Source organism: Arthrobacter sp. P1_B4 (assembly GCF_056406555.1).
Genome location: NZ_JBFTZW010000117.1, coordinates 1 through 7,455, shown reverse-complemented (window position 1 = coordinate 7,455; position 7,455 = coordinate 1). Strand labels below are relative to the sequence as shown.

Annotated in this window: 7 protein-coding genes, 1 tRNA gene and 1 pseudogene; 3 read left to right on the top strand and 6 right to left on the bottom strand. The window is 67.9% G+C overall.

Annotated elements, in window-relative coordinates; translation table 11 throughout:
- Window positions 1-112 precede the first annotated feature (112 nt).
- The 4 genes from AC1D1W_RS19040 to tmk form a co-directional block, all read right to left on the bottom strand.
- Window positions 113-185 (bottom strand) — tRNA-Thr (locus AC1D1W_RS19040).
- 114 nt (window positions 186-299) lie between these two features.
- On the bottom strand, window positions 300-1,883 hold the full coding sequence (locus tag AC1D1W_RS19035) for an alpha/beta hydrolase (protein ID WP_476944500.1): 1,584 nt from the start codon (window positions 1,881-1,883) through the stop codon (window positions 300-302).
- Window positions 1,884-1,943: 60 nt separating this feature from the next.
- The gene (locus AC1D1W_RS19030; protein WP_243181851.1) at window positions 1,944-3,086 is read right to left on the bottom strand and encodes a DNA polymerase III subunit delta'; all 1,143 of its coding nucleotides are present in this window, start codon (window positions 3,084-3,086) and stop codon (window positions 1,944-1,946) included.
- Window positions 3,083-3,739, bottom strand: a complete 657-nt coding sequence (gene tmk / locus AC1D1W_RS19025) for a dTMP kinase (protein ID WP_028276354.1) — start codon at window positions 3,737-3,739, stop codon at window positions 3,083-3,085. The genes AC1D1W_RS19030 and tmk overlap by 4 nt, the downstream gene beginning before the upstream one ends.
- A gap of 134 nt (window positions 3,740-3,873) precedes the next feature.
- Between tmk and AC1D1W_RS19020 the strand changes: the two genes are divergently transcribed.
- Window positions 3,874-5,070, top strand: a complete 1,197-nt coding sequence (locus tag AC1D1W_RS19020) for a trans-sulfuration enzyme family protein (protein ID WP_243181852.1) — start codon at window positions 3,874-3,876, stop codon at window positions 5,068-5,070.
- 9 nt (window positions 5,071-5,079) lie between these two features.
- A complete protein-coding gene (locus AC1D1W_RS19015; protein ID WP_028276353.1) occupies window positions 5,080-5,439 on the top strand; it encodes a DUF2516 family protein in 360 nt (119 codons plus the stop codon).
- Window positions 5,440-5,452: 13 nt separating this feature from the next.
- Here the strand turns inward: AC1D1W_RS19015 and AC1D1W_RS19010 are convergent, their stop codons facing one another.
- A complete protein-coding gene (locus AC1D1W_RS19010) occupies window positions 5,453-6,301 on the bottom strand; it encodes a class I SAM-dependent methyltransferase (protein WP_476944499.1) in 849 nt (282 codons plus the stop codon).
- A 178-nt stretch (window positions 6,302-6,479) separates the two neighbouring features.
- Between AC1D1W_RS19010 and AC1D1W_RS19005 the strand changes: the two genes are divergently transcribed.
- Window positions 6,480-7,226: a phosphoglyceromutase gene (locus AC1D1W_RS19005; RefSeq protein ID WP_243181854.1), complete on the top strand. Its 747-nt coding sequence runs from the start codon at window positions 6,480-6,482 to the stop codon at window positions 7,224-7,226.
- Window positions 7,227-7,329: 103 nt separating this feature from the next.
- Here the strand turns inward: AC1D1W_RS19005 and AC1D1W_RS19000 are convergent.
- Window positions 7,330-7,455: pseudogene (locus AC1D1W_RS19000) on the bottom strand (IS30 family transposase); the annotation flags it as partial.

Below are 7,455 nucleotides of genomic sequence, written 5' to 3'. Positions count from 1 at the left end.
CTTCTGGGTCGGGGTTCCTGGCCCGATGCGGCCCCGTCCGGACCCGTCCCGCCGCAACCAATAAAAAACCCCGTATCCCCGTTGAGTCAACGGTGATACGGGGTTCTTCCCGAGCTTCCTGCCAGAATCGAACTGGCGACCTTCTCATTACGAGTGAGACGCTCTACCAACTGAGCTAAGGAAGCAACCACATGAATGCCCTGCGAACCGGGCGGATCATGCAAGAGACAACTGTAATAGAGTCCCGGCGTCCGGGTCAAAATGAGCGACCGAAGCCGCCATGCGGCCCCGTCGCGGACCTAGCAGACGGTGTTGTCCGCCGGGGCCTTTCCGTCCACCAGGTAGTCATCGACCGCGTTGCCGATGCAGCTGTTGGAACGGCCGTACGCCGTGTGGCCCTCACCCTTCCAGGTCAGCAGCGAGGCGTTCCCAAGCTGCTTGCGCAGGGAACTGGCCCATTGCACGGGCGTAGCCGGGTCGCCGGTGGTTCCAACTACGACAATCGGGGCCGAGCCCTTGTAATCGACCGGGGCAGGGGCCCGGACGTTCTTGTACGGCCAGTCCTTGCAGTTGCTGCCGCCATAGGCGAAGTAGTAGCCAAACGTGGGCGACAGCTGGCGCAGCTTCTGGTCCTCGGCCCGCATGGACGCGGTGTCGGACACCATCGGGTAGTCCAGGCAGTTGATGGCGTTGAAGGCGAAGGTGCTGTTTGACGTGTAGGTGCCGCTGGGATCGCGGTCGGCGCCGAAGTCGGCCAGCTGCAACATGCCCGTGCCGTCGCCGGCCAGGGCGGTGGCGAGCGCCCGGGTGAGGATCGGCCAGTTGTCATTGTTGTAGAGCGGGATGATGAGGCCGCTGACAAACGTGGAGCCCGAGACCTTCCGGCCGTCCTTCGCCGGCAGCGGGTTCGCCTCGGCCGCGCTGATGGCGTTGCGGATCTGCTGGACACCTTCCTCGGTGCTTCCCGCGAGGGGGCATCCGGACGTCTGCTGGCACTTGGCGACATAGGCGTGGAGGGCCTTTTCGAAGGCCACGGCCTGGTCGCGGGTCAGTTCCTCGTTGCTCAGCGATGGGTCAAGGGCGCCGTCGAGGACCAACCGGCCCACGTTGTCCGGAAACAGCGATGCGTAGGTGGCGCCGAGGAGCGTCCCGTAGGAGTAACCGAGGTAGTTCAGCTTGGAGTCGTTGGCCACCCCGCGCAGGATGTCGAGGTCCTTCGCGGCGCTGACGGTGTCGATATGGGCCAGCACCGGCCCGGTTTTCTCCACGCACTTGGCAGCGATGGCCTTGTTGTCGGCCAGGGCCTCGTCTAGTCCGGCGTCGGTGTCCAGGGCGTAGGTCTTGGCGCGGGACGCGTCGCGTTCCTTGTCCGTGAGGCACGTGACCGGGGCGGAGCGCTTCACGCCGCGGGGGTCGAAGCCCACGATGTCGTAGGCGGACCGGACTTTGTCCGAAATATTGGTGTTGGCCGCATCCCTGACGAAGTCGTACCCCGAGCCGCCCGGGCCGCCCGGATTGACCATCAGGGTGCCCTTCTTGTCGCCTGTCGTGGCGAGCTTGATGGCGGCAAGCTCGATGCGTTCGCCGTCGGGCTTGCTGTAGTCCAGCGGAACCTTGATTTTGGCGCACTGGAAGTTGCCTTCACACGGTTTCCAGTCGACCTGCTGGGAGTAGTAGCTGCGCAGCTCGGCCGGCGCGGCCGCCACGATTGACGGGTCCGCCTGCCCCGCCGCCCCCGATGCCGGCGCACTGGACCCGTTGCCGCCCCCGCCGCCGAAGAGGGTGCACGAGGCCAGCGTGAGGGCCAGGGCCACGGCGCCGACGGCCCGCATGCCGATCGCCAGGGATCTGGATCTTGCGGACTGGGGTCGAGCAGGCTTCATGCGGTTCTCCTTGGAGGCTAGGAACGAAAGCGAAGATGATCGTTGGAGCGGCCGGAACCGTCAAATAAGGCTGGAAGCCATGGACTCGATCGTCAGCAGCGGGGCCACGTTGGTTGTGGTGATCCGCGTGCGGGCCTTGTTGATGGCGTCCATTCGGGCAAGGGTCACTTCGGCGGTGGAACGGGAGGCGAAGTCTTCGAGTTCGCTTCTGAGTTCAACGTTGACGAGTTCCACTGCGTTCCCCATCTGGATGATCAGGACATCCCGGTAAAAGGACAACAGGTCCGTCAGGGTGCGGTCAAGGGAGTCGGTGACGGAACGCTTGGCGCGGCGCTTCTGGTCGTCCTCGAGCTGCTTGACCTGGCTCCGCATGGCTGGCGGCAGCGTGCCGCTTTCGGGTGCCCCGAGAGTGGCCAGAAGCGCCGTCTTCTCGGCGGCGTCGCGCTCGTCGTTGGAGCTGTTGGCTTCCTCGGTGGCGATCTTGACCAGTTTCTCGGCCATCATGACCGCCGCCGTGACGCCGCGAAGGGACAGCGGAAACCGCACCGTCTCGAGCCGGCGCTCCCGGGCCTCCGGGTCCCGGGCCAGGCGGCGGGCGATCCCGACGTGGCTCTGCGCCGCGCGGGCGGCGCGCTCGGCGACCGCCGGGTCCACGCCGTCGCGCTTCACCAGCAGTGCAGCGACGGCGGCAGCCGGCGGAAGCCGCAGCGCCACCGGCCGGCAGCGGGAGCGGATGGTCACCAGGACATCGGCGGGGGAGGGGGCGCAGAGCATCCAGACGGTGCGGGGCGTGGGTTCCTCGATGGCCTTGAGCAGCACGTTGGTGGTCCGCTCGGCCATCCGGTCCGCGTCCTCCACCACGATGATCCGCCACCGGCCCGACGAGGGCCGGTTCCCGGCGGTGGACACGAGCTCACGCGCCTCGTCGATGGTGATGGTGACCTTCTCCGTGCGCACGAACGAGACGTCGGAATGGGTTTCGCCGAGGATGGTCAGGCACGCCGGGCATTCGCCGCAGCCGCGCAGGCTGACGTCCTCCTGGTCGCAGTTCAGGGCCGCGGCGAACGCCTTCGCGGCGTTGGAACGGCCGGAGCCGGGCGGTCCGGTGAAAAGCCACGCGTGCGTGAGCCCTTCGTTCTGGGCCGCCTGGCGCAACTGGGCCACGACGGCGTCCTGGCCCTGGAGGTCGTCCCAGACCGTCATGCTGTGCTGCTTTGGGTGACGGCCAGCAGGGATTCGACGCGCTCGAGGATCCGGGCAGCGAGTTCGGCGACCGGCAGCCGGGCGGGCAACACCAGATACGCCTCGGGCCGGGCCGAGGCGAGGTCCAGGAAGGCCGCCCGGATCTTGGCATGGAATTCGTCGGCCTCGGACTCGAGGCGGTCTTCGGCGGCCTCGCCGGCGGTGCGCCGCTGCCGGCCAACGGCGGGCTCGACGTCGAGGAGTACCGTCAGGTCCGGCTGCAGGTCCGATGTGGCCCAGGCATTGATGTCCCGGACCGCCTGCGTTCCGAGGCCTCGGCCGGCGCCCTGGTACGCGACCGAGGAATCGATGTACCGGTCGGTAAGGACGATTTCGCCGCGTTCCAGGGCGGGGCGGATGACCTGGCTCGCGTGCGCCGCCCGGGATGCCGCGAAAATCAGGGCCTCGGTATGGGCATCGATGTGGCCGTGGCCGTGATCCAGCACGAGGGACCGCAGCTTCTCGCCGATCGCCGTGCCGCCCGGTTCCCGGGTCCGCAGCACGGTAAAACCATCCGATTCCAGGGCTTTGGCGAGTTCAGCCGCCTGCGTGGACTTGCCGGCGCCGTCTCCGCCCTCGAAGGCAATAAACAGTCCGGGCAACAGGCCGGTCAACTTTCGGCCGGACGCTCCGGGGCTCTGGGTAGTCACCGTTCAAGAGTACCGACAATCCCCGACACTCTAGTCTGCGGATAGTCTGCGGCGTAACGGCTTGGGTACCCTGCCGGGCGCCCACGTACCCTGTCCTCATGAGTCTTACTGAAGAACAGGCCGCCACGCTTTCGCCGGATTCCCTGGTCGTCGCGGCAGGGCGCCCGCCGCGCACCCGCGACGAACCGGTCAACCCGCCGCTGGTGCTGTCCTCGACCTACTTCGGCACGGGACCGCTGGGCGACGGCGACCGCGGCTACGGCCGGTATTCCAACCCCACGTGGGACCCCTTTGAAGAGGCGCTGGGCCAGTTGGAGGGCTCGGAACTGCCGGGCCTGCTCTACGCCTCGGGACTCGCCGCCGTGAGTTCGGCCCTGTCCCTGGTGCCCGCCCAGGGCGTGCTCGTCATGCCGTCGCACAGCTATGCGGGGTCGGTCACCATGGCCACCGAACTGGCGGCCAAAGGGTTCCTCGAGCTGCGGACGGTGGATATCGCGGACACCGACGCTGTACTTGCGGCGCTTGCCCCGGCCGGCGGGCGCGCCGCCAGCATGCTCTGGCTGGAGAGCCCCACGAACCCCATGCTCGGGGTCGCGGACATGCGGGCCCTGACCGCCGCCGCGCACGAGGCCGGCGCCATCGTCGTCACGGACAACACCTTTTCCACGCCCTTGGTGCAGCAGCCCCTGAGCCTGGGCTCCGACGTCGTGCTGCATTCGGTGACCAAGTACCTCTCCGGCCACTCCGACGTCGTACTCGGTGCCCTGGTGACGTCCGACGCCGGTCTCCGCGCCGCCCTGCTGCACCACCGCACCATCCACGGCGGAATCGCCGGACCATTCGAGGCATGGCTGGCGCTGCGCGGGCTCCGCACCCTGGCGCTGCGGATCGAGCGTTCGCAGGCGTCGGCCCAAATCCTGGCCGAGCGGCTCGACGGTCATCCGAAGGTGGCCGGCGTCCGCTTCCCCGGGCTGGCCTCGGACCCCGGCCACGCGCGGGCCAAGGAGCAGATGAAGGGTTTCGGTTCCGTCCTGTGCATCGAGGTGGCACCGGTGGGTGGGCAGGGCAGGGGCCTCAGCGGCGCGGACGCCGCGGACCGCATGATCCGCGCCCTGCAGCTTTGGCTCCCCGCGACCTCGCTGGGTGGGGTGGAATCCCTGATCGAACGCCGGCGCCGGCACGCCGCCGAGCCGGAGAGCGTGCCGGACAACCTGGTCCGGATGAGCGTGGGCATTGAGAACGTGGAAGACCTTTGGGCCGATTTGGAGCAGGCATTGGGCACTCTGGACGGCTAGGCTGGGGGAGTGGACGGACGCATACTCATTTACTTTGTCGAATCCGGGGTTTACCTGGTCCTGGCTGTCGTGGCCTTTGTCCTTGAGGCATGGGCGTTTTTCGATTGCCTCCGGCACAAGGCCAACGCGTTCGAGGCTGTATCGAAGCGGACCAAGACCTTCTGGCTGGCCCTGACCGGCGGCGCGTTCGCCGTGGGACTGTTTTCCCTGCTCTCGCAGCTGGGCAGCGGTGGCGGCGCCAGTTCGCTCGGGATTTTCGGCCTTGCAGCGGTGACGGCCGCGTCCGTGTACCTCGCCGACGTCCGCCCCGCCGTCAAGGACGCCGGCCGCGGCCGCGGCAGCAACATGGGCCCCTACGGCCCCTGGTGACCACCGGCGGCACCTAAGCTCCCGGGGCCACGGCTTCCCAGCCGACCGTCACTTCGCCCAGCCGCCAGCGGGACGGGCCGTCCTGGATCGGCCAGCCGGCGTCGAGCAGTGCGCGGCACATCGCCCCGAAGCGCTGCCGGTTTCCGAAGGCCGCCAGCGGCGCCGCTTCCAGCCAGGCCTGGTCCATCGCCTGCAGGTAGGCGTGGATCTTCTCGCCGGGCACGTTGCGGTGGATCAGGGCCTTCGGCAGCCTTTCGGCAACGTCGGAGGGCAGCACGAAGGCACCGAACCGCATGGACAGGCTCAGGCTCAGCGGCCGCTCGACGTCGAGCGCCACCCAGGCGGCGCGCCGCCCAATTTCATCGCACGTGCCGTCGATGAACAGCCCGCCCGGGGCCAGCCGGTCCTGCACCAGCCGCCAGATGCCCGCCACGTCGGCTTCCTCGTACTGCCGCAGCACGTTGAAKGCGCGGACCAGCACGGGCTTTCCGGTCATGGGCAGTTCGAAGCCGCCCAGCTGGAACCTTAGGCCGGGCCGTTCAAGGGCTTGGGCCTGCCGGACGCGCTCCGGTTCGATTTCGATCCCCACCATTTGTACGTCCCCGCGGACCGCGGCGAGGCGTTCGAAGAGTTCGACGGCGGTGGCCGGTGAGGCACCGTACCCGAGGTCGACGGCGAGAGGATGGGCCGCGGCCCGCAGCCGCCATGCCTGGGGCCCGGTCAGCCAGCGGTCCACGCGGCGCATCCGGTTGGGGTTCGTGGTTCCGCGGGTCACGTTACCCACGGGCCTGCCGCCGCGCGCGCTGCCCCTCGTTCCGCCCTTGTTCCGGGGGGCCAGCACCCGTTCAGCCTTCTGCACCACCGCCCAAGCCTATCCTCCAACGCGGGGTCACCTCATTTCCGTGGTGGCCGCTGGACGGGCCGGGAGCGACCCCGCGTTGCCCTGAAGCATGAGGTGAAGCAGGAGGTGAGGCACGCTCTGAAGCGCGCGCGGTGTAACGCTCGGCACCGCCGCCAACCGCTCGGCTAGGATGAAAACCATGACTTACAAGCTGATTCTGCTGCGCCACGGCCACAGCGACTGGAATGCCAAGAACCTGTTCACCGGCTGGGTGGACGTTGACCTCAATGACCAGGGCCGTGCCGAGGCGGTGCGCGGCGGCGAGCTGCTCGTGGAGAACAACATCCTCCCCGACATCCTCTACACCTCGCGGTTGAAGCGGGCCATCAACACGGCCAACATGGCCCTGGAAAAAGCCGACCGCGGCTGGATCGACGTCAAGCGCGACTGGCGGCTCAACGAGCGCCACTACGGCGCGCTGCAGGGCAAGGACAAGGCCCAGACCCTCGCCGAATTCGGCGAGGAGCAGTTCATGCTGTGGCGCCGGTCCTACGACACCCCGCCGCCGCCCCTGGCTGACGATTCCGAGTTCTCCCAGGTGGGGGACCCGCGCTACGCGGACCTCGGCGACGCCATCCCGCGCACCGAATGCCTCAAGGATGTCCTGATCCGGCTCATGCCGTACTGGGAATCAGACATCAAGGAAGACCTCAGGGCCGGTAAGACCGTCCTGGTCACCGCCCACGGAAACTCGCTCCGCGCCCTCGTCAAGCACCTTGACGGGATCAGCGACGAGGACATCGCCAGCCTGAACATCCCCACCGGCATCCCGCTGGTCTACGAACTGGATGAGGACTTCAAGCCGCTGAACCCGGGCGGCACCTACCTCGATCCCGAGGCCGCCGCCGAGGCCATCAAGGCCGTCGCCAACCAGGGCAAGAAGTAACCGGCCCCCGCCCGGCCAGGCACTAAGCAAGGCACAGAGCACAAACGACGGCGTCCGGCCACCCCCAAGGGCGGTTTCTAGGGGTCGTTGCAACACCTGCTGGTTAGGTGGTCAGTAGTAAATCACGTAGACGCTCGGCTGGAGTATTCCAGCCGAGCGTCTTGCGTGGGCGTCCGTTGAGTTCCTGCGCGACGTGCTCAAGGTCTTCGGGTCCGTAGACGGACAGATC

What these genes read in the sequence shown, in the direction of transcription:
- AC1D1W_RS19035 (WP_476944500.1), bottom strand. Translation starts at nt 1,883, where the DNA reads ATGAAGCCTGCTCGACCCCAGTCCGCAAGATCCAGATCCCTGGCGATC.
- AC1D1W_RS19030 (WP_243181851.1), bottom strand. Translation starts at nt 3,086, where the DNA reads ATGACGGTCTGGGACGACCTCCAGGGCCAGGACGCCGTCGTGGCCCAG.
- AC1D1W_RS19020 (WP_243181852.1), top strand. Translation starts at nt 3,874, where the DNA reads ATGAGTCTTACTGAAGAACAGGCCGCCACGCTTTCGCCGGATTCCCTG.
- AC1D1W_RS19005 (WP_243181854.1), top strand. Translation starts at nt 6,480, where the DNA reads ATGACTTACAAGCTGATTCTGCTGCGCCACGGCCACAGCGACTGGAAT.